The organism is Nannocystis punicea (assembly GCF_026965555.1).
Taxonomy (GTDB): domain Bacteria; phylum Myxococcota_A; class Polyangia; order Nannocystales; family Nannocystaceae; genus Nannocystis; species Nannocystis punicea.
Genome location: NZ_CP114040.1, coordinates 9,237,281 through 9,256,000, shown reverse-complemented (window position 1 = coordinate 9,256,000; position 18,720 = coordinate 9,237,281). Strand labels below are relative to the sequence as shown.

19 protein-coding genes and 1 pseudogene are annotated in these 18,720 nt (G+C 68.1%); 11 read left to right on the top strand and 9 right to left on the bottom strand.

Annotation, left to right across the window (positions count from 1 at the left end; genetic code table 11):
* Window positions 1-93 precede the first annotated feature (93 nt).
* From O0S08_RS35400 to O0S08_RS35385, 4 genes are all read left to right on the top strand, one after another.
* Window positions 94-348, top strand: a complete 255-nt coding sequence (locus O0S08_RS35400; RefSeq protein WP_269033862.1) for a hypothetical protein — start codon at window positions 94-96, stop codon at window positions 346-348.
* Window positions 345-1,583 (top strand): nucleotide disphospho-sugar-binding domain-containing protein, encoded by a 1,239-nt coding sequence (locus O0S08_RS35395; protein ID WP_269033861.1) that lies wholly within the window; start codon window positions 345-347, stop codon window positions 1,581-1,583. Before O0S08_RS35400 ends, O0S08_RS35395 begins: the two co-directional genes overlap by 4 nt.
* 397 nt (window positions 1,584-1,980) lie before the next feature.
* Window positions 1,981-3,018 (top strand): serine/threonine-protein kinase, encoded by a 1,038-nt coding sequence (locus O0S08_RS35390; protein ID WP_269033860.1) that lies wholly within the window; start codon window positions 1,981-1,983, stop codon window positions 3,016-3,018.
* Window positions 3,019-3,487: 469 nt separating this feature from the next.
* Window positions 3,488-3,973 carry a four-helix bundle copper-binding protein gene (locus O0S08_RS35385; protein ID WP_269033859.1) on the top strand — a complete coding sequence of 162 codons (486 nt, stop codon included), beginning with the start codon at window positions 3,488-3,490 and terminating at the stop codon, window positions 3,971-3,973.
* Window positions 3,974-4,135: 162 nt separating this feature from the next.
* Here the strand turns inward: O0S08_RS35385 and O0S08_RS35380 are convergent, their stop codons facing one another.
* A complete protein-coding gene (locus tag O0S08_RS35380; RefSeq protein ID WP_269033858.1) occupies window positions 4,136-4,753 on the bottom strand; it encodes a hypothetical protein in 618 nt (205 codons plus the stop codon).
* A 266-nt stretch (window positions 4,754-5,019) separates the two neighbouring features.
* Complete coding sequence (locus O0S08_RS35375; protein WP_269033857.1) at window positions 5,020-6,084, bottom strand: helix-turn-helix domain-containing protein; 1,065 nt, start codon at window positions 6,082-6,084, stop codon at window positions 5,020-5,022.
* A 507-nt stretch (window positions 6,085-6,591) separates the two neighbouring features.
* Here O0S08_RS35375 and O0S08_RS35370 point away from each other — a divergent pair.
* Both O0S08_RS35370 and O0S08_RS35365 read left to right on the top strand, forming a co-directional pair.
* Window positions 6,592-7,227: a nitroreductase family protein gene (locus O0S08_RS35370; protein ID WP_371879510.1), complete on the top strand. Its 636-nt coding sequence runs from the start codon at window positions 6,592-6,594 to the stop codon at window positions 7,225-7,227.
* Between the two features lie 33 nt (window positions 7,228-7,260).
* Window positions 7,261-7,806 carry a carboxymuconolactone decarboxylase family protein gene (locus O0S08_RS35365; protein ID WP_269033855.1) on the top strand — a complete coding sequence of 182 codons (546 nt, stop codon included), beginning with the start codon at window positions 7,261-7,263 and terminating at the stop codon, window positions 7,804-7,806.
* Window positions 7,807-8,268: 462 nt separating this feature from the next.
* Here O0S08_RS35365 and O0S08_RS35360 read toward each other — a convergent pair whose 3' ends face one another.
* Window positions 8,269-9,018: a hypothetical protein gene (locus O0S08_RS35360; protein WP_269033854.1), complete on the bottom strand. Its 750-nt coding sequence runs from the start codon at window positions 9,016-9,018 to the stop codon at window positions 8,269-8,271.
* A 479-nt stretch (window positions 9,019-9,497) separates the two neighbouring features.
* Window positions 9,498-10,847 carry a hypothetical protein gene (locus O0S08_RS35355; RefSeq protein ID WP_269033853.1) on the bottom strand — a complete coding sequence of 450 codons (1,350 nt, stop codon included), beginning with the start codon at window positions 10,845-10,847 and terminating at the stop codon, window positions 9,498-9,500.
* On the opposite strand from O0S08_RS35355, the pseudogene O0S08_RS51410 reads away from it, so the two are divergent.
* The 5 genes and pseudogenes from O0S08_RS51410 to O0S08_RS35335 form a co-directional block, all read left to right on the top strand.
* Window positions 10,755-11,126: pseudogene (locus tag O0S08_RS51410) on the top strand (IS66 family transposase); the annotation flags it as partial. The gene O0S08_RS35355 and the pseudogene O0S08_RS51410 sit on opposite strands and share 93 nt — an antisense overlap.
* A gap of 31 nt (window positions 11,127-11,157) precedes the next feature.
* Window positions 11,158-11,532: a hypothetical protein gene (locus O0S08_RS35350; protein ID WP_269033852.1), complete on the top strand. Its 375-nt coding sequence runs from the start codon at window positions 11,158-11,160 to the stop codon at window positions 11,530-11,532.
* A gap of 246 nt (window positions 11,533-11,778) precedes the next feature.
* On the top strand, window positions 11,779-12,093 hold the full coding sequence (locus O0S08_RS35345; protein ID WP_269033851.1) for a DUF1993 family protein: 315 nt from the start codon (window positions 11,779-11,781) through the stop codon (window positions 12,091-12,093).
* A gap of 77 nt (window positions 12,094-12,170) precedes the next feature.
* Complete coding sequence (locus O0S08_RS35340) at window positions 12,171-13,322, top strand: IS5 family transposase (RefSeq protein ID WP_269033342.1); 1,152 nt, start codon at window positions 12,171-12,173, stop codon at window positions 13,320-13,322.
* Window positions 13,319-13,696 carry a DUF1993 family protein gene (locus O0S08_RS35335; protein WP_269033850.1) on the top strand — a complete coding sequence of 126 codons (378 nt, stop codon included), beginning with the start codon at window positions 13,319-13,321 and terminating at the stop codon, window positions 13,694-13,696. Before O0S08_RS35340 ends, O0S08_RS35335 begins: the two co-directional genes overlap by 4 nt.
* Window positions 13,697-13,835: 139 nt before the next feature.
* Here O0S08_RS35335 and O0S08_RS35330 read toward each other — a convergent pair whose 3' ends face one another.
* From O0S08_RS35330 to O0S08_RS35310, 5 genes are all read right to left on the bottom strand, one after another.
* A complete protein-coding gene (locus O0S08_RS35330; protein WP_269033849.1) occupies window positions 13,836-14,438 on the bottom strand; it encodes a TetR family transcriptional regulator in 603 nt (200 codons plus the stop codon).
* Between the two features lie 76 nt (window positions 14,439-14,514).
* The gene (locus tag O0S08_RS35325) at window positions 14,515-15,828 is read right to left on the bottom strand and encodes an alpha/beta hydrolase family protein (RefSeq protein WP_269033848.1); all 1,314 of its coding nucleotides are present in this window, start codon (window positions 15,826-15,828) and stop codon (window positions 14,515-14,517) included.
* 478 nt (window positions 15,829-16,306) lie between these two features.
* Entirely contained in the window at window positions 16,307-16,597 is a 291-nt protein-coding gene (locus O0S08_RS35320) for a DUF2277 domain-containing protein (protein ID WP_371879572.1), read from the bottom strand.
* 500 nt (window positions 16,598-17,097) lie between these two features.
* Window positions 17,098-17,565, bottom strand: coding sequence for a hypothetical protein (locus O0S08_RS35315; protein WP_269033846.1), 468 nt, complete (start codon window positions 17,563-17,565; stop codon window positions 17,098-17,100).
* Between the two features lie 156 nt (window positions 17,566-17,721).
* Window positions 17,722-18,324: an NAD(P)H-dependent oxidoreductase gene (locus O0S08_RS35310; RefSeq protein WP_269033845.1), complete on the bottom strand. Its 603-nt coding sequence runs from the start codon at window positions 18,322-18,324 to the stop codon at window positions 17,722-17,724.
* Window positions 18,325-18,720: the final 396 nt, after the last annotated feature.

Sequence of the window (18,720 nt, the reverse complement as noted above, 5' to 3'; positions counted from 1 at the left end):
CGTGATCGCCGAGCAGGTCTTCGAGCACCTGCTCTATCCATACCGCGCCGGGCGCAACGTCCACGACATGCTGCGCCGGGCGGATGGTTCCTCGTGTCGGTGCCGTTCCTGGTCAAGGTGCACCGCTACCCGGTCGACTGCACCCGCTGGACCGAGCTCGGCCTCAAGCACTTCCTGCACGAGTGCGGCTTCCCGCTGGCGCCGATCCGCACCGGCTCGTGGGGCAACCGCGCCTGCGTCGCCGCGAACTTCGACGATTGGGTGGTCTATGACCCGGCGATCCACGACCTGACCGATGAGCCAGATTTTCCCTACCACGTGTGGGCCCTCGCGAGGCGCGAACCATGACGACCGGTCTCGACATCGCTTTCTTCGACATCCCCTACCACTCGCGGCTCGTGACGACGCTGCCGATCGTCCGCGCGCTGGTCGAGCGCGGTCATCGGGTCCACGCGTTCACGCTCGAGCCTTACCGTGAGCTCGTGGCCGCCTCGGGCGCGAGGGTCGTGCTGCAGCCGCCCTTCGGCTACGAGCCGCCGGACTGCACGGTGAACCTGCGGACGATCGACTACTCGATGGAGGCGGTCCCGGCGCTGGTCGAGATGTTGCGGGCGCTGCGGCCGGCGCTCGTCGTGTACACCGCCAAGTGCCTGTGGGCCGCCATCGCCGCCGAGCTGTGCGGGTTGCCGACCGCGGTCGTGCACACCAACGCCCTGTGGCCTCGGGGAGCTCGGGTCTCGGAGGCGGTCTTCGCCGCGCGGTGGCCGGGTCGGAGCGAGGCGGAGATCGGGCGGATCGAGGCCCGCGATCGAGCGGCCTGGGCGCGCTGCGCCGACCGCTTCGCGGTCACCCGCACGCACGGCGACGATGTCCTGCCCGGCATTCCCAATTGCATGAACCTCCGCGGCGACATCAACCTCGTCTACACCTCCGAGCAGCTGCAACCGCGGCGCGCGGAGTTCGACGCGAGCTATCACTTCGTCGGCCCCTGCTACGATGAACGGAGCGCGGACGACGACCCGGCCTTCACCGCCGCGCTCGCCGCGTTGCCTCGACCGCTGGTCTACGCCTCGCTGGGCTCGATGCGGCTCTACAACGACCGGCGTGACATCTTCCGCGCTGTCTTCGAGGCGCTCGCGGAGGGTCGCTACGGCGCGGTGGTCGCCGTGGGCGCTGCCGACACCAGCGCCCTCGAGCCGCCGCCCCCGCACACGCTGGTCCGCCCCTACGTGCCCCAGCTCGCGGTCCTGCAGCGCGCGTCGGTCTTCATCACCCACGCCGGGACCAATAGCGTGTTCGAGTCCCTGCTCGCCGGGGTGCCGATGTTGATGCTCCCCCAGGGTGCGGATCAACCGATCTTCGCCGAGCACATGGAGGCGCTGGGTCTCGGCGTCTGGCTGCGGGCCGAAGACTGCGAACCGGCGGCGCTCCAGGGTCGAATCGAGGCAGCGCTCGCGGATCGGGACATGGCGGCCCGAGTCCAGGAGGCCGGCGACGGGCTGTATCGCGCGGGTGGAGCGGCCCGGGCGGCGGAGCTGCTCGCCGGGTTCGCTCAGGAGACGAGTCGACCGTTCAATCGGTGAAGGGAGGGTTTCATGACGGGCGATGTGAGCAGAATTGGTACGAGTTTACCGGACAGAGATGGCCGCCCCGGCGAGGCAGCAGTGGGCTTCGTGGATCGAGCCCACGTGGAAGACACTGGCGACCTGCAGGTCGATGTGCCCGTCGAGGTCGCGATACTCTGACGCTGTCCGGCCCTGTGCGTCCAGGTTGCGCTGCGCGGCGGCGGCATGAGCGCTCGAATGAAAGATTGGTCAGAACCGAGAGATTGCTCTGATCAGCGCGATTCTGGGATTGTCGGCATGGTACCTCGAATCCCTGCATCGCGCGATTTCGCCCCTGGCGAGTGACGAGGCAGCAACCTGAAACAGATTGCAGATTCTGACACGAGCACATTCGAGCGAACAGCCTGCGGCGGCGATGTGCGGCGAGCAGACGCGGAGTCGCACGGCATCGGCCTTCGGAAGGTTGCGGTACTCCGTCGCGCCCTCTCCCTCCACCCGCGGATCGATGGTCATCGACAGCTCATCTGCCACCCGCTCCGTCACGGGCCCGGTCGACGCCGAGGAGATTCGTGAGCGCGAAGCCTCACCAATGGCCCGGCTCGGCCGCTACCTCGTGTTCGGGCTGCTCGGGCGCGGAGGGATGGGCGTGGTCCATGCAGCATTCGACGAGCGGCTGCGACGCCGGGTGGCGATCAAGCAGACCGACCGCCGCAGCGTCGATGCGCTGTCCTGGCATCGCTCCTTGCGCGAGGCCCAGGCGCTGGCCCGCCTGGCTCACCCCAATGTCGTGGCCGTGTACGAGGCCTTCGAGCTGGACGACAAGCTCTGCATCGTCATGGAGTTCGTGGTCGGCCAGACCCTGAGACAGTGGCTCGCGGAGGTACGACCTTCAGTCGACGCGGTGCTCGCAGCCCTGGTCCAGGTGGGTCGGGGGATCGCAGCTGCGCATTCAGCAGGCATCGTCCATCGCGATCTGAAGCCCGACAACATCATGATCGGCGCCGACGGGCGCGCCCGGCTCATCGACTTCGGCCTCGCGCGCGTGCTCGATGAACGCCAGGAGGCGCTCGAATTCGCGGTGGCCCGGGCCGACGACCGCACCGGCAGCGGCGTGACGCGCTCCGGAGCCGTCGTCGGCACGCCCGGGTACATGGCGCCGGAGCAAGAGCTCGGGGGCATGGTCGACGAGCGCAGCGACCTGTTCAGCTACTGCGTGCTCGCCTTCGAGGCGCTCCACGGAGCTCACCCGCATGGCAGCCGTGGCGAGAGGGAGCGGCGCGCCGCCTTGCTCGAGGGCCGCATCGTCGAGCTCGGGGGCAGCGAGGTACCCGCGTGGCTCGACGCGGTGCTCCGTCGCGGGCTGGCAGTCGAGCCGAATCATCGCTGGCCCTCGATGGAAGCCGTCCTCGACGCGCTCGACGATCCGCGCGAGCGGCGACGGCGATTCCTCTGAATCGCAGGGCGCGGGAGGATGGTCGACGGCACGAGCCGTTCTACCGATGGATAGGCTGTCTTGTTCGCGGACGGTCGCGTCCTCTCCGAATTACTACGAATGAATGGACCACGAGTTCGGAAACGAGCGCTTGCATGAATTCGCGCGGCTCTTGAACGGGAGCGCCGACGGTAACATCGACCGCGCTCAGCTCATGCCGTCTTCCGCGAGGTTCGAGGCCTGCGTGTTCCGGCGCTCGCCGAGCTCGAGGCCTGGATGATGGAGCTCTCGGCTCGGTGAGAGCTGGTCGCCGGCGGCGGGGGCGCCTCTCCCGCGTGGTCACGTCGCCCGCATCCGACGATGGGAGGACGCGCGCTCCGCTCTCGAGCTGGTCGACGTCAAAGCGCCGCAGCGATGACCGGGCACGAGCGCGAGATCGCTGCCCGCACTGCCCGCGGGCGAGGGCGCATCGGGCGACCGTCAGCGAGAAGTGATCGTGGGGGTCCGCGGTGACATGGTGTTCAGGCCCGGGGGAGCCGCTGAAACGACAACAGGTCACCCCCTGCACCCGACACATCAGCAGGAGTTCATCATGGCAAATCAACAGACTCAACAAGATCCACAGCAAGTCCAGCAGTTTCAGGCATGCATCGACGCGTGCCTGGTCTGCGCCAAGACGTGCGAGACGTGCGGGTCCGCGTGTCTCGCGGAGGCGAGCGTCGCCGAGATGGCGCGCTGCATCCGCATGAACCAGGATTGCGCCGGCGTATGCTTCACCGCGGCATCGCTGATGTCGCGCTGCAGCGAGTATGCGCAGAGCATGTGCCAGCTCTGCGCCGACGTCTGTGAGGCGTGCGGGGCGGAATGCGCGAAGTACTCGATGACGCACTGCCAGCAGTGCGCCCAGGCGTGCAAGTCGTGCGCCCAGGAATGCCGCAAGATGGCAGGCGGTCCGCCGCGGCAAAAGGCGGCCTGACAGCGCCAATGATCGGGTCGCCGACGCGAGTCGCCGACGACCCCGTCGAATTTTATCCGCAAACTCACGGCTCGGGAGGCGTTCACGCGCGAGCCTGCGGCCTTGAACCAGGACTTCGTGCGCCCGGCCGACAGGAGCGGCAGTGGCCGAACGGACGCCGGCTCAGGGCCGCACGGCGTCGATCGTGAAGTCGAACGTCCATTCCTCGGGGGGCGTCCCGACCTGGCCCTGGAGGTGAACGCTGAAGTGATCGCCCGGCGCCGACGCGGCGGACACGCTCGCCGTACCGCTGGCCGGCGGGTCCAGGAAATCGAACACGCGCGTGACCGGGCCGTCGTGCCAGAAGTACCGGATGTCGCCACCCATGGCGAGATCGACCTCGCCCGACTGGTTGATGAAAGAGAATCGCAAAAGGCTCTCGGTGTCGACGCCGATGATCGGTCCGAAACCGACGGTCACCTCGATCGAGCTCTGGGTGACGACCATGCACGGCTGGTGGACGATGGAGGCGATCGCGGCGTCGAGCGAGGTATCGACGGCCTGGCCGTGGACGACGAAGGTCGTCGCCTCGAAGGTGATCTGCTCGATGACGTCGCCGCCGCCGGAGCACGCCACCGGCGCCGGGAGGTCGGGGGAGACCGTCGAGGCGCTGCCCGTGAGAGTCTCGGCTGTGGTGGAGCCGCTGCCGGTGGTGCCGTCGCTCCCGGAGCCGGTCGAGCCGGAACCGGTGGAACCGCAACCGATGGCGAGGAGCAGGACCCAGAGACGCGCGCTCGGCATGGCAGCCAACGTACTGCAGGCGCGGCAGCCGGCCAAGTCGCGCGGCCCGCGAGATCAAGCCGTCCGTGTTTGCAGGACCACGAGCGCCGTGCTCGTAGCCATGCCCTCGACGCGCGTCAGAAGTTCGGGTATCGGCCTTCCGGCTGAGGACGCCGTCGAAGATTCGCCGGCGAGGACCGGGGCTCGCGCCGCGGCTTGCAGCCGCCTGCGCGGCGACAGGCAGGTGTCGGCTTCGCTGCCGTCGAGGTTGCCCGGCTGTACTGGCCCTACTTCTCGTCCAGATCGAAACCGACAGCTGAGCTCGGGCTGACGGACAGTCTCGAGGCTCGAAAACTCGAGGGATCGAGCCCGAATGTGTTCCGGAATGCACGAATGAAGCTGCTGCGGCTCTCGTATCCAGCGTTCGCCGCGACCTGTTCGACCGAATACGTCCCCGACGTCAGCTGGCGCGCCGCCTGCCGCATGCGCAGATCTCGCAACACGAGCATGGGCGAGCGGCCGATGACGTCATGAAAGCGAGCCATGAACGCCGACCGGCTCAGCGACGCGCTGCCCGCGAGGCTCTGCACGGTGTGCGGTGCTCCCGGATTATCGACCATGACAGCGAACGCTCGCGCGATTTGCGGATCTCGGAGCAGCGAAAACTGCTCGACCCACGAGTTCGGCGACGAGAGAGCGCGGCGCAGCAATGTGACGATCACCTGCTTCAGCAGCGCAGAGGACATCGCGTGCGCACCAACTTCTTGGGAGACGAGCTCGGCGAGCGCGGCTTTCAGCGTCTGATCCAGCATATTGCACGCCTCGAATCGCTCGACGATCGGCGCAGACAACGTGCCGAACAGACTGATCGACGACGCATAGACAGCGTGAAAGAAGCCGCAGATCATGAGGACATCTGGTGTTCCGCCGCCGGCGACGTAGCGATGCACCCCATCGATGAGGGTGCAGTTGGTCTTTCCGTCGACGAGCTTCACGGTCGATGAGGAACGCGCTCCGGGTACGTCGATTCGCAGCGGAGAGTGCGGCGGAACGATGATCATCGTATGGGGCTCGAGCTCGATCGCTGGACCGTTGCCGATGTAACCGACCCCATGACCACGGAGGTTGTAGTGGAGACCGGGCGCGTCGTGGCTACCGAGCATGAGACCGAAGCCCGAACTGACGACACACTCGGACAGCCTTACAAAGCTGACCTCGAGCGTCCGCATCAGCAGCTCGAGATCCGAACGCGAGATGCGCGAGATCGGTGAGGGTGCCTTGGGATCGCCGCCGAGAACCATAATGTTGCCTAGAGAGGAGAAGCCGCGCGAGCTGCGTCGCGGATCGGTCACGGCGGCTCTCTCGTGACTCCTGGCCCTCAACGATGCACACAGCGACGCGAGCGATCTTGACCTGGACTATGCGGCAGAAGCCGGGCGGATGCAAGCACCGGCGCGAAGCGATGGAGCTCCGAATCCGAACGATGGGCGGAGTCTGCGTGCACGGGTGGCGTTGCGGCGGCGCGGCGACCGATGCGCCTGGCTGGACCGCGCAGGAGCGGTAGAAGTTAGAAGTACGTTCCCATCGGCACCGAACGGACGCACGGACACAGACGGAGGACCCTCTGCACGGGGACCCCTGGTAGGGAACGCGGCGGTCCTGGTTCATGTCGGATTTCAAGTCATCGATCTGGCGGATGCGCCGCAAGGGCTGCCCGAGCATCGCGCCGGCGGCAGATCTGTCAAAAATAATTTTGGGACCTGCTTCGCCCTCACCGTGACCCCGCGACTGACCACGGGGATTTCCATGACCCGGGCACTCACCATGACCCACGGAACCACCATGACCAAGGGAAACACATGCCTCACGGATTGACCATCACCAACCCCGTCATCGACTGTATCCTGAGCCGCAGCGCCGCCAAGTATTACGATCCCGCTGCCAGCTTGAGCGACGACCAGATCCGCGAGCTGGTGCGCATCGGCACCACCGCGCCGACCTCCTTCCACCTGCAGAACTGGCGCTTCATCGCCGTCCGCACGCCTGAAGCCAAGGCGCGGCTGCGGCCGATCGCCTGGAATCAGCCTGCGATCACCGACGCCGCCGTGACCTTCATCATCGTCGGCCAGCTCGCCGATTCCAGCGTCATCCCGGCGCGCCTGGCGCCTTTGGTCGAAGCGGGCATCATGCCGGCGAAGATGGTGCCGGAATGGGAGATCCCCGCCCGCGATCTCTACATGGACTACCCGCAGCGCCGGCGCGACGAGGCCATCCGCACCGGCACCTTCGGCGCGGCGGCGATGATCTATGCCGCCCGTTCGCTGGGCCTGGGCTCGACGCCGATGATCGGCTTCGATGCCGAAGCCGTGCACCGCGCCTTCGGACTGGGCAAGGAAGAAGTGCCGGTCATGCTGTTGTCGATCGGCACGGAGCGTCCGGGCAACTGGCCGCAGAAGCCGCGCCGGCCGGTGGCCGATGTTCTGGATCTCGTCTGATCATCAGAGAACCCCGCAACTACGGAGAATACGATGCCGAGAAGTACAGCTCTGACGCCGGACCAGGTACCGGCCGATTCGAAGCCGACCCTGGGTGCCTTCACCAAGAATATCGGCTTCACCCCCAATATGATGGCGACCTTCGCGCAGAGCCCGATCGCATTCAATGCCTGGGCCACCCTGCTCGGCTCCCTGAACCGGGCGCTCGACGTGAAGACGCGTGACAGTATCGGCCTCGCCGTCTCGGAAGTGAATGGCTGCAACTACTGCCTGACGGTGCACAGCTATACGGCCGAGCATATGGCCAAGCTGCCGGTCGATGAAATCATTCTCGCGCGGAAGGGTCATGCCACCGACCCGAAGCGGGATGCCGCCGTGCAATTCGCGCGCAAGGTCATCGAGACCCGCGGCCAGGTCAGCGAGGCCGATCTGAAAGCCGTCCGCACTGCCGGCCATACGGATGCGCAGGTCATGGAGATCGTGGCCCTGGTCGCCATGTACTCCCTGACGAACTTCTTCAACAACGTCTTCGATCCCGAGAAGGACTTTCCCGCGGTCCCGCCGGCCGGTTCGATCTGACCTCTGGTACGATCTCCTCACCCACCTGGGCCTGCTGTCAGCGCCGCTCAGGATCCGCGTGAATTCGCCGATGAGGCATGCCGCTGGCCTCGCGGCGGCTCGGCGGCTCTCGCCTGATGTGTAAAGCCAGCTGACCATTCGGGCCGAGGGTGAACCAGACCCGCTGGTCCTCGGGCGGAATTCGCGGACGGGAACGGCGCTGCGGGTAGAGAGTCGCAGCATTTCTGTGCGGTCGGTGCCGACGGCTCATCGTGCTTTGCCGTCTATGCGATCGAGGCGACCTGCAATTCTGCTGTCCTCGGGGACATGTCCACACAATGGCTTCCAGGCGCTCGCCGACGACCGCGACGGTAAGACACCGCGAGCGACGCGCGCCGGGGCGAGCTGGTGCTGCGGGCCGACCACGACGGCGACCGCCGCTCGAGCGGCTGGGAGATGCCGGAGCGTCGGCCCGCGGCGGACTCACGGGCATTTCGGGGCGAGGAAGCGGCCCTCGACCCCGTCCTCGGGGTCCAAGATCGCGCCGGCGATGCAAGTTTCGCTGACCGCGTAGATCGTCACCGTCCCACCGGGCACGAATCCGCCGTAGCCGCCGTTCGCGCATTCCCGGTCCCACACGGCGGAGACGCCTTCCATCGTGATGTCTTCGCCGTCGACGTACTGTCCGGGGACGATCGGCCCCGGGAATTCGGCGTTGACGAGGAAGCCGCTGTTGCAGCTGGTCCCGAAGCTGTCGGGCGAGACGTCGCCGCACAGGAATTTCTCGGCGTCGGTCAGTCGAATCGACATCGGCCCGGTCCAGCGGGCACTCTCGACCATGGCGGGCGCCTCCGGCGGGAACTCGAGGCCCTGACAATTTTCCTCGACCGGATCGGGCCCGCCGGTGGTCGTCGTGGTGTCGTCCTCCGTCGAGCTGCCGGGCGAGCTGTCCGTCTCGGTCGGGTCGCCCGCGGTGGTCGTCCCGGGCTCCTCCGTGGTGCTCGTCCCGGGCTCCTCCGTGGTGCTCGTCCCGGGCTCCTCCGTGGTGCTCGTCCCGGGGCCCTCCGTGGTTGTCGGGTCATCGCTCGTGCCCGTCGAGGTGCTCGTCGCGCCGCCGGTGTCCGCGCCGGTCGAGCCGGTTGTCGCGGTCTCGCCGGTGGAGCCGGGCGTGCAGCCGGCGGCGAGGGTGAACGTCAGGATCCAGGGTGTAAGAGAGATGAATTCGTATCGCATGGTGACTCGCGTCCGTGGCAGGGTGCCCGGGTCGCGGCGCACCTGTCAGGGGGTCCGAGAAAAATTCGACGCGCCGTCGGCCTCGCAGGGCGCGCGCACGTGGAGCGCCAGCGCGCTCGCGGGGGGTGGGCGACCACTCCTTCGTGGGGTGGGCGACGACCTCGAGCGGGCGCGAGAGCAGGCCGAGGTGCTCGGCGCGACGAGGACCTCGAGGCCGAGCGCGATCGATCCGTCCGAGAAGCCCTGATCGCGCAGACGGACGAGCTGTCTGAAAGGACAGGTCTACCGCGGGGCGTGCGAGGCGCTGGGCGTTTCGCGGGCGACCGTCTATCGCCGACGCCGTCCCGCGCCGGCGAGGTCGGTGAAGCCACGGCAGTCGCCGCGAGCGCTGAGCGCGGCGGAGCGCCAGGAGGTGCTGGAGTTGCTGTACAGCGAGCGCTTCGTCGACAAGGCGCCCGAGGTCATCGTGCCGCGAGCGCTCATTGCAGGGTCGTGCATGTCGGCGTGTGACCGGCGCCTGGGTCAGAGGGGCGGTACTTCTTGAGCGCATCGATCACGCGGTCGACGTCGACGTCGCAGCGCATGCCGGTTGAGCCGGCGAGGATGACGGTCCCGAGGGAGCCGTAACAATCATCGATGACGGCGGTGAACTGTCGGCGGGCCCAGGCGGCGTCGATCACTGCCAATCGCTTGGCCGCCATGTCGCAGTCCAGCGGGAGGTCGTTGACACCGTCCTTGATGTTCCTCCTGGCAGCTTCCGCGGCCTCGGCGCCGAGCCGGGCCGCTGCGAGTTCGTCGCAGAGCGCCTCGGCCTGCGCCGTCGTCGCGGCGTCGAGCCGGCCGGCGACCGCCAGCAACTCGCTACACTCGTCCCAGCCGTCGCGCTTGGCGCCGCTTAGGCTGATCGTGTCGGGCGACAGCTCGTCGCGGATGTCCCGGACCGTTCGCGTCAACCTGGCCACGTTGCGCTCGAACAGGCTGAGGCACAGGGAGGCGAGCGTCGGGTCGGTGGAGGTCGTCATCAAGCACTCGGTCAGCGCCTCGTCGCGCTTGACGTCGCCGTCGACAGCCGAGCGGATCCTGCGGACGAGGTGCGCGTGGCTGTCGTGCTCGGCGACTGCCCGGAGGCAGTCCTTGAACTCGCCGCACCTGTAGGGGACACACGCGACCTCTTCCCTGGCGACGTCGATACTCGCCCCGCTGCGGCACACCGCGAGCGTCGTCGCGCTCGCCGCGACCGCCTGCCTGTCCTCGGATGCGGCGCACAGCTGTTGCTTGTCGACGACGGCTTTGCAAGGGTCCAGACGCGTGGACTCCGGGAAGTACAGGGCGAGCGAGGCCGCCGACAAGACGACGAGCGCGACGGCGATCGACACGACGCGGTGGCGATACAGCCATGACTTTCGGGGCATGTCCGCGGGGCCCGGCTCGGTCGCGGGCGCGGCAGGAGGGCCGGCGGTTGCGTGCGCATCTGCGCGTGGCGTGTCGGGGCGCGCGGTCGGGGGGTCCTTCGGAGGACGCCACGCGAGCTCGAGGTCCTGCGCGGCGGACGCAAGCTCGTCGGCGCGATTCTCAAGGGGCGGGTGCTCCTCGGGCTCGTTCGCCAGCCACGCGCGCCGGACGAGCTCGATCTCGTCGGCGCGACGCGGGCGGAGCTCCGCGAGCCAGTCGAAGAACCGCGCGTCGATCAGCCCGTGGCGGTTGAGCTCGGCGATCGCGTCGCTGATCAGGCGGTTGTGTGGCGCGTCGCGGCCGGGCAGCGCGGCCTCAATTTGAGGATAGCCGAGGGAAACGCAGACGCGAAACTCCTCGCTGCCGAACAGGGACATGAGAAGCTTATACAGACGCGCCTCGCGGGTCATGCTCGACGTATAGCAGCGCGGGCCGAGCGCTGGACCGTCGGCGCGCGGCGCTCACATCGTGGGCGACGCGCGGGCCCGCGCACGCGCCGGCGCGCCCACTTCTGGGTCCTCTTCGCGCCCGGCCGGCACGTGCTCTACCGCTACTCCGAAAAGCACGACAGCGCCGCGGTCGACCGCTTGCTCGCCGGCTACAAGGGCCGTCTCGTCGCCGACGCGCACTCGGTCTACGGCCACCTTTACGCGACCGGCGATGTCATCGAGGTCGCGTGCTGGGCCCATGCGCGGCGGTACTTCTACAAGGCGCTCGGGCCGCGTCCTCGAGCTCGCCCCGGCCTTCTGGAAGCAGACCGCCGAGCAGCAGGACACTCAGAAGCGCCTGGCCGCCAACGTCTTCCGCATCGCCACGCTCGCCGCGTATGCCCACGGGGTGTATCGAATTGGTCGCCCGCGGCTCGATCGAAGTCGACGGCGCGCTGGAATCGCTCAGCTATACGATCACACCGACGAGAATCCGTTGAAGATCAGCACGACGCCCAAGAATGCCTGCAAGCGGCTGATCAAGCTCGACTTGCCTCGCGACGCCTACGCGACCTTCGACCAGCTCATGGAACCTGACGAGGACGACGAGGACGACGAGGACGACGAGGGCTAGTCGCTCCTGCAGGCCCCAGACACTGATGGACTTCCGGCCGCGGACGCTCCGCGAGCGGGTGGATCGGCGGCTGTCCCTTCGCCGACCGTCTTACGCGCTCATCGGCGCATGGAAATGCGTGCGTTTGCGCCCTTAACTTGAGCGGTCTCAGCTCTGAACAGGGCCGTCCGCAAGTTGCTCGACGAGGACCCGTACCTTATCAGGTGAGCAAGCTACGCCCGGTCCTGCCGGAAGTGGAGGAAGCCAATGCCTACATCGCTCTATGACCTCAGCGTGCCGACCTTCCTGCAGACCGTGCGGGCCATCGGCGGGTTTCTCGGCCGTGCGGCCCAACATTTCGCGGAGACGGGTGTCGATGCCGATGCCTTCGTGCACACGCGCCTGTTCGACGACATGGCGCCCTTCCATTTCCAGATCGAAGCGGCCTGGCACCACGCGGTGTGGGGCGTGGAGGCGCTGAAGACCGGAGCGTTCACTCCGCCCGCGCTGGTCGGGCCCGTCCCCTTCGCCGAGCTGCAGGCGATGATGGTCAGGGCAGAGACCGCGCTAGCAGGGTGCTGAAAAAGAGCAGCGTAACCACACACCGGAGACAGAGCTGAAGGTCTTGCCGGGCATGCGCGATTTCGTACATTGGTCGTATGCGCGGCATCAAGGTCCCCCAGTCCAGCATGATCTGCCTCGTCTCGCCCGAGTCGAAGATCCCTGAGCGGCACCCGCTGCGCGCGGTGAAGAAGCTCGTCGATGCGGCGCTGAGGGACCTCGCGCCGGTGTTCGAGGGCATGTACTCGACCATCGGGCGGCCATCGATCCCGCCGGAGTCGCTGCTCAAGGCGACACTGCTGATGGCCCTGTTCTCGGTCCGCAGCGACCGGTTGTTCTGTGACCAGCTCGGCTACAATCTCTTGTTCCGGTGGTTCCTCGACATGGACATGACCGAGGATGCGTTCCACCCGACGACCTTTACCAAGAATCGCGAGCGGCTCATGGATCACGACGTGGCCCGCGAGTTCTTCGCGCTGGTCGTCGGCCAGGCGAAGGCCGCCGGGCTGATGAGCAGCGAGCATTTCTCGGTCGACGGCACGCTGATCGAGGCGTGGGCATCGCTCAAGAGCTTCAAGCGCAAGGACGGATCGGTCGAGGAGAAGCCGCCGGTCGAGGAGAAGCCGCCGGTCGAGGAGAAGCCGCCGGTCGAGGAGAAGCCGCCGGTTGAGGATGCGAAGAACCCGACGGTCGACTTCCATGGCGAGAAGCGCGGCAACGAGACGCATAGGTCGACTACCGACCCGGAGGCCAGGCTCGCGCGCAAGGGCAACGGCAAGGAAGCCAAACTGTCGTATGCGCAGCACGTGCTGATGGAGAACCGCAACGGGCTCATCGTCGACATGTGCATCACGCACGCCCATGGACGCGCTGAGGTCGAGGCCGCATACATGATGCTCGAGCGCAACGATCCGACACGAAGCCGACGCACGGTCGCCGCCGACAAGGGCTACGATACACGCGACTTCGTCGAAGGCTGCCGCCGGATCGGCGTCACTCCGCATGTGGCCATGAATACAGGCCGCAGCGGCGGCTCGGCGATCGATGGCCGCACCTCGAGGCATGAGGGCTATCTGCTCAGTCAGCGATTCCGGAAGCGGATCGAGGAGGTCTTCGGCTGGGAGAAGACAGTCGCCAACTACCGCAAGACCCGATTCCGAGGAAAACAGCGCAACGAGATGGCGTCGCTTCTCATCGGCGCCGCCTACAACCTGCTTCGGATGGCCAAGCTGCTGCTGCCCATCGCATGAGGCCCCTCGGGCAGGGGGCCCCCTGGCCCGAAGAAGGCCCCGGAGGCCTCTCGCACGGAGGCAGCGGCCCAACAAGTCCTCTCGTACAGTGCTCCGGGCCGCTGAGATGGGTTCATATTCGAACACCTGGGTCTTTTTTCAGCACCCTGCTAGAGGCGTTCCGCCGCGGCGAGGTCGACGGATGGGTGGGCAAGGACCTGGACCTCCAGATCGGCCCCCGCAGGCTGGCCTTCACCTCGGAAACCTTCATCCTCTCGTTCTCGCTGCCGAACTTCCATTTCCACGCCGTCACCGCCTACGACATCCTGCGGTCGCACGGCGTGCCGATCGGCAAGCGCGACTACGAGGGGCAGCTGCGCACGCGGACGGCCTGAGGCGGGTTCCCGCGCCGACCGGGTCAGCGCTGCTTCTTGACCGTGGTCGCGGTGAAATCGGGATCCTTGTTCGCGACCCAGCCAAAACGCCGCGGATCTCCACACGGAGGGGCTTGGTCGGGGAGGGCGTCGCCCCGGCTCATCCCCCCAGAACGCCCGCCAACAGCCGGCGGACCATCTGGCCGAGCCGGGCCGTGTCGAGCGACGGCACGAGGAGCTTCTGGACGCGGGCGCCCTGGTACAGCGCGACCATCGTCCACGCGAGGTACTCGGTGTCGAGCGTCTCGGGCAGGCGACCGCCGGCGACGGCCTCGTCGAGGATGCCGCGGATGGCATGCATCATGTCGACGTGGATCTCGGCGTAGCTGGCCGCCAGCTCGGGGTCGGTCACCGCGTCCGCGTGCATCTGCAAGGACATGCGGTGGTCGGCCTGCAGCTCGGGCGCGTCGAGGAGCTTGAACATGTCGCCCGCCATGTCCTGCAGGGCGGCGAGCGGGTCCGGGGCCGCGCGGATGGCCGCGGGGAACCGCCGGTTCGCCGCGCGCGCCTCGGCGTGGATTGCCTCGCGGATCGCGGCCTTGCTCGGGAAGTGCGTGTAGATGCCTCCCGCGCTGATGCCTGCCTCCGCGCAGATGTCCTCGATGGTGGCGGCCCGGGTGCCCTTGCGGGCGAACACTGCGCGAGCGGCGTCGAGGATCAACCGGCGACGCGCGGCAGTGTGCTCGGGGGTGACGCGGGGCACAGCGACCTCCACGTCTGTCTACCAGAACGGCTCGCACCGCGGCACCGAGGCCGCGGACGAGCGCTCGACGCCTGGCTCACAGGTTGTCGTCGAGCCAGTCGAACAGCCGATGGGTGAGCATCGCGGTGGCGCCGGGCTGCACGTGGAACTGCGCCGCCTCCTCGGCCGTGAAGCGCAGGTAGTCCTTGGGGCAGGTGAGCGCCGCATACAGCTCGGCGGCCTGTCCGCGCCCCTCGGCCTCCGCGTCGAACACCAGCGTGCGCGCGCGGATGTCGGCCGCCGAATCTCCGAGTCGGAAGCGGTCGACCTCGGCGATGAAGGCCGACGGAGAGTCGACGCCGTGGTGCCAGTACGCGTCGTGAATGCCCCAGCGCACGAAGTTGCTGTGCTCCATGAACTGCGTGATGGCAGCGTCGAAGGCGCCGGGGTCCGAGGCGTACAGGTCCGGCAGGCCCGGATCGATGAGCGCGAGTTCGGCCCGGATCGCAGCCCCCCAGTCGAGCACGCCGGGGTTGGCGACCAGCACGGCCAGGCGGTGCTCGTGGGCGGCCGCGCGCGGCGCCAGATAGCCGCCCAGGCTCACGCCGAACAACCCGAGCCGCGCCGGATCGACCTCGGGCATGTCCTCGAGGAAGTCGACCACCGGCGTCACGACGGCCTCCCAGTCGTGGCGGAACGGCAGGCCCTGGAGGCGGATGGTCTTGCCCATGCCGGGGCCGTCGAACAGCAGCACGTTGTACCCGCGGGCCATGGCGGCATCGACGACGAACTTGCCGTCCTCCGCCCAACCGTCCTTGCCCTCGTGGAAGATCAGGGTCGGCTGGGCGCCCTCGGCCTCGTGCGCGCGGCAGAAGTACCCGGGCAGCGTGGTCGACTCGTAGGGGATCGCCACCGGAGCGCAGGGCGAGTTCGACAGCAGCAGGTAGCGCGCGTGCAGGTCGACCGCCTCCGCCGCGAGCGCCGCGACCTCGGGGTCCCAGGGATCGGGATGCCGGTGCAGGGCGGCGCGGAGGTAGGTGGCGGCGCGTTGATAGGCCGTCGCGGCGGTCCGTGGGTGCCCGCCTTCCTCGCTCGCCTCGGCGAGCGCTCGCAGGCGCCGTGAGGTCTGCTGGAAGGCCGCCGTCCACCCGCGCTCATCCGCGGGATCGACCCGCGTCAGCGTCTCGAGCACCTCGGAGACGTCGGTCGCCCCCATCCACGCTTGCCCGAGATAATAGAGGGCGACCTCGTTCAGCACCGGGTCGGCCATCCCCAGGTCCCACCAGTCCCGCTCGGCGGGCCCGGCGGGCTCCATGCCGGTGTCGCACATCGGCGACGAATCGCCGCCCGCGGGCGCCGGGTCGCAAGCCGTGAGCCACAGGGTCATCCACATCCAGTTCGAAGCTCGCATCGTCATGTTCTCCGGCCGGTTCAACACCTCCTCCCGGCCGGGGTGTCACTAAAAAAACGAATAATCGTTTTCTTTTCAGGCGACCGCATCTGCAGACCTGCGAGCGCGGCCGAGGAGCGATCACGAGCGCGGCCTCTGGCGCTGTCCACCGGGACACGCCGGAGGATGTCCGGAGCGCAGGATGAGACATGTCCTTGAGGACATGTCTCTGCTGAGGGAGGGGCCGGCGACGTTCAATGTGGACGACGGGTATCACGATCGAGCCGCGGCGGCGCGCGCGGAGAAGCAGGTCGTGAGTCCGCAGTTCGATACTGCTTGCGCCCCGGTCCAGCTGGCCCGGCCGCCGCTCACGGTGTCCGCGTTCGGCATGTACTGCTCGAGGCGGAGACGCTGGTGCTCGGCCAGCCGCGCCTCGACTGGCGGGTCTCGCGGACCTGCGAACGGTCGGTCATCGCTGGAGACCTCGCCACGGGCGACCTCAGCCGGAGGACTCGGCGTCGGGCGGGCCGAAGCGGCGGACCGCGCGTTGCCGGGCCTTGCGGAGCTCGTCCTCGCGTGTGCGTGGCGTCGTCCGCACCTCGAGGGCGGCGAGGAGGTCGCGGGTCGCCGCAGTGATTCGCACTACGGCGAGGTCGAAGCTCGCCTGGTTGCTCCGCGACGGCTTTTGCATTCCACTGACCTTGCGGACGTACTGCAGGGCGGCTGCCTGCATCTCCTCCACGGTCGTCGGCGGCTGAAAGTTGCTGAGGACGCGGATGTTCCGGCACATGCAGCGACAGTAGCGGCCCGTGGCAGGACAGTTCAACGAGTCGGACAACTTCATGGTCGTAGGTCAGGGCGACGAGGAGCGCGTGGTTCTGATCGACCTGGGCCTCGTGAGACATCGGCCGCTCGAAGAGTAAGCGGGCCCGCTCGAGCAATGCGCCCCATAGCCTCGGTCCAGGGTGCGTCCTGACGACGCGGACGAGCGCGACCCCGAAGTGAGCGGCTCGGCCGCGTCACGCTGCACCGTTCCAGCGGGTGAGAGTCCCGTCCGGGTAGGCGCTGGAGCGCCCGGCAGCAGGCCCCAGGTGCGAAGAGAGATCGTCGCGGCCCGAGCAGGGCGTCAAGAGCCTCTACGGGAGGGAGCAAGAGTCGAGAAGAAGGCGAGAGTGCATGCCCGCTTGGGACCCTGGCGTGACGATTGGCTGAAGCGTCCGTCCGGTCCACGGCGGGTGCGAGGGATCCTGACGGCACCCCATCGAACTCCAACCCTGCTCGGCCGGGTCGTCAGGCCTGACCCAGCATTCGCCGGGCGATCCAGGCGATGGGGAGGCCCACCGCCAGGATATGCACTGCTAACGGCTTCAGCGCGGCGAGCAGATCGGGCGGTCCGGTCAGGGGCGAGGCGGACAGGGGCACGACGACAAAGGACATGACCAGCCATACCGCCACGCCGAAGACCACGCCCGCCCCGATCCACCATCGCCGTAGCGCCGGCATCCGCGCGGCCACGACCATGTAGATCGTGGCGATCGTCAGCATGATGGCGTAGTGGGAGACCAAGCCCAGCCAGGCCGTCGGCCAGCCGCCATGGTAGGCGGCGGCGCCGAGCCAACCGCCGGCGACCGACTGCAGCACCACCTGGGCCGGCACTTGCAGGTTGGTCAGTATGGCCGCGCCGATGTCGAGCGTACCTGCCGCCAATGTGGCCAGCAGCGTTGCGCGCACCACAGCGCCCTTGTCTGCTCCGGTCATGCGTTCGCCTCCCTCGCGCACTCAAGGCTATGCCGATCACGACGGTATGACCAGCGGCGATCAGCCCTCGTGCGCGCACGGCTCCGTAAGCTCGACGGCGCGGTCGCGCAGGCACTCGAAGAGCTCGTGGTGCTTCTCGTCAGCTCGGCGAATGGGCTACCCGGCCCGACCGCAGCCTGGAAGCGCCCCTCCGCGCCGCAACCAGCGCTTGCCCGGATCGCCGCGGTCGACCGACCAGGCCCGGAACTCGCGCTGCCCGCGGGCGCACGCCAGCAGGTTGTGGCACACCACCGCGACGTCCTCGACGCACCACATGTCCTCGCAGTCAGGTCCCGCGTGCGCGCGCGCCAGCTCGCCGGCGTGCGTGAGCACCAGTCCGCCCATCGGAGGGATCAGGGCCCCGAACGTCGCCAGCACTCCTTGCAACCGCGACAGCACCCCTTTGCCGCCGACCGAGTGTGCCGTCACCAGCACCGCGACCGGCTTGCCGAGCCACAGCGGCGTCCCCTCGCTCGGGGTCGCCTGCTCGAGGAATTGCTGCAACAGGCTCGACCACGAGTCCCAGTACGTCCCGGTCGCGATCACCAGCGCGTCCGTCCCCGCCAGCGCCTCGCGGTGGGCCGCGAAGCCCGGCGCACGCGCCAGCGACGCGCGCGCGACCGTCGCGTGCGCCTGCAACCACTCGACCGCCGCGTCGAGCAGCACCGCGGAGTTGCCGTCGTCGCCGCCGAGCGATCCGTCGAGCGCGAAGATCTGCATGAGCTTCGATACATGTCCCGCGCGCCCCTTGCAAGCCATTCCCTGCGCGCTGGCGGCCCATCTATGCGTCGCGGCGACGAGCGAGTCGTGTTCGGGTGATTCCAGGGCTCGCGTCGCTCGCCGCGATCACGAGTTGATGGTCTCCGCCTCCCCGGAGAGCGGGCCGCGAGCGCTCGGGGCGACCCACTGTCACGTGGCCGACAACGGGGAGCCGGGATTCGCAACGTGCTCGAGCTGGTGATGGACCGGCCAGGTCGTCACCAGCGAGTTCGGTGAGCTCGACGACATCGACGAGTTCGCCCTGCTCGATCGCCTTCAGGCCGTGAACGAGACCTCGCAGGTCGAGCTCGGCCTCGTCGATGTCGATGACGATCTCCCTCTTGCGAGTGCCGCCGC

Bases quoted from the DNA above. Each gene is read 5' to 3' on its own strand.
- O0S08_RS35370 (WP_371879510.1), top strand. From the start codon at position 6,592: ATGCCTCACGGATTGACCATCACCAACCCCGTCATCGACTGTATCCTG.
- O0S08_RS35345 (WP_269033851.1), top strand. From the start codon at position 11,779: ATGCCTACATCGCTCTATGACCTCAGCGTGCCGACCTTCCTGCAGACC.
- O0S08_RS35315 (WP_269033846.1), bottom strand. From the start codon at position 17,565: ATGACCGGAGCAGACAAGGGCGCTGTGGTGCGCGCAACGCTGCTGGCC.
- O0S08_RS35395 (WP_269033861.1), top strand. From the start codon at position 345: ATGACGACCGGTCTCGACATCGCTTTCTTCGACATCCCCTACCACTCG.
- O0S08_RS35310 (WP_269033845.1), bottom strand. From the start codon at position 18,324: ATGCAGATCTTCGCGCTCGACGGATCGCTCGGCGGCGACGACGGCAAC.
- O0S08_RS35380 (WP_269033858.1), bottom strand. From the start codon at position 4,753: ATGCCGAGCGCGCGTCTCTGGGTCCTGCTCCTCGCCATCGGTTGCGGT.
- O0S08_RS35325 (WP_269033848.1), bottom strand. From the start codon at position 15,828: ATGCGAGCTTCGAACTGGATGTGGATGACCCTGTGGCTCACGGCTTGC.
- O0S08_RS35360 (WP_269033854.1), bottom strand. From the start codon at position 9,018: ATGCGATACGAATTCATCTCTCTTACACCCTGGATCCTGACGTTCACC.
- O0S08_RS35335 (WP_269033850.1), top strand. From the start codon at position 13,319: ATGAGGCCCCTCGGGCAGGGGGCCCCCTGGCCCGAAGAAGGCCCCGGA.
- O0S08_RS35340 (WP_269033342.1), top strand. From the start codon at position 12,171: ATGCGCGGCATCAAGGTCCCCCAGTCCAGCATGATCTGCCTCGTCTCG.
- O0S08_RS35320 (WP_371879572.1), bottom strand. From the start codon at position 16,597: ATGTGCCGGAACATCCGCGTCCTCAGCAACTTTCAGCCGCCGACGACC.
- O0S08_RS35365 (WP_269033855.1), top strand. From the start codon at position 7,261: ATGCCGAGAAGTACAGCTCTGACGCCGGACCAGGTACCGGCCGATTCG.
- O0S08_RS35350 (WP_269033852.1), top strand. From the start codon at position 11,158: ATGCGCGGCGGTACTTCTACAAGGCGCTCGGGCCGCGTCCTCGAGCTC.
- O0S08_RS35390 (WP_269033860.1), top strand. From the start codon at position 1,981: ATGTGCGGCGAGCAGACGCGGAGTCGCACGGCATCGGCCTTCGGAAGG.
- O0S08_RS35355 (WP_269033853.1), bottom strand. From the start codon at position 10,847: ATGTCCCTGTTCGGCAGCGAGGAGTTTCGCGTCTGCGTTTCCCTCGGC.